The following is a 245-nucleotide window of genomic DNA, read 5'->3' on the forward strand; positions in this document are numbered from 1 at the left end:
CCGCCGGGGCTGACCGTCGCGTTGTAGCTCTGGGCCGCGGCGGTGACGTCCTTGCCGGTCTGGGTGAGGCGGGTGTTCCAGGAGTTGGTCACCTTCTGGTCACCCGGGAAGCTCCAGCCGACGGTCCAGCCGTTCAGGGCGGTGGTGCCGGTGTTGTGGAGGGTGACGTCGGCCGTGAAGCCGCCGGTCCACTCGCTCTGCCTGGTGTACGTCACGGTGCAGGCGGCGGCAGGCGGGGTCGGGGG

Annotated in this window: 1 protein-coding gene; it reads right to left on the reverse strand. The window is 71.4% G+C overall.

What is annotated here, in order from left to right; genetic code table 11:
• A partial coding sequence (locus tag AOK09_RS20305; RefSeq protein WP_217698458.1) for a cellulose binding domain-containing protein occupies positions 1-245 on the reverse strand: 245 nt, incomplete at both ends.

The organism is Peterkaempfera griseoplana (genome assembly GCF_001418575.1).
GTDB lineage: Bacteria > Actinomycetota > Actinomycetes > Streptomycetales > Streptomycetaceae > Peterkaempfera > Peterkaempfera griseoplana.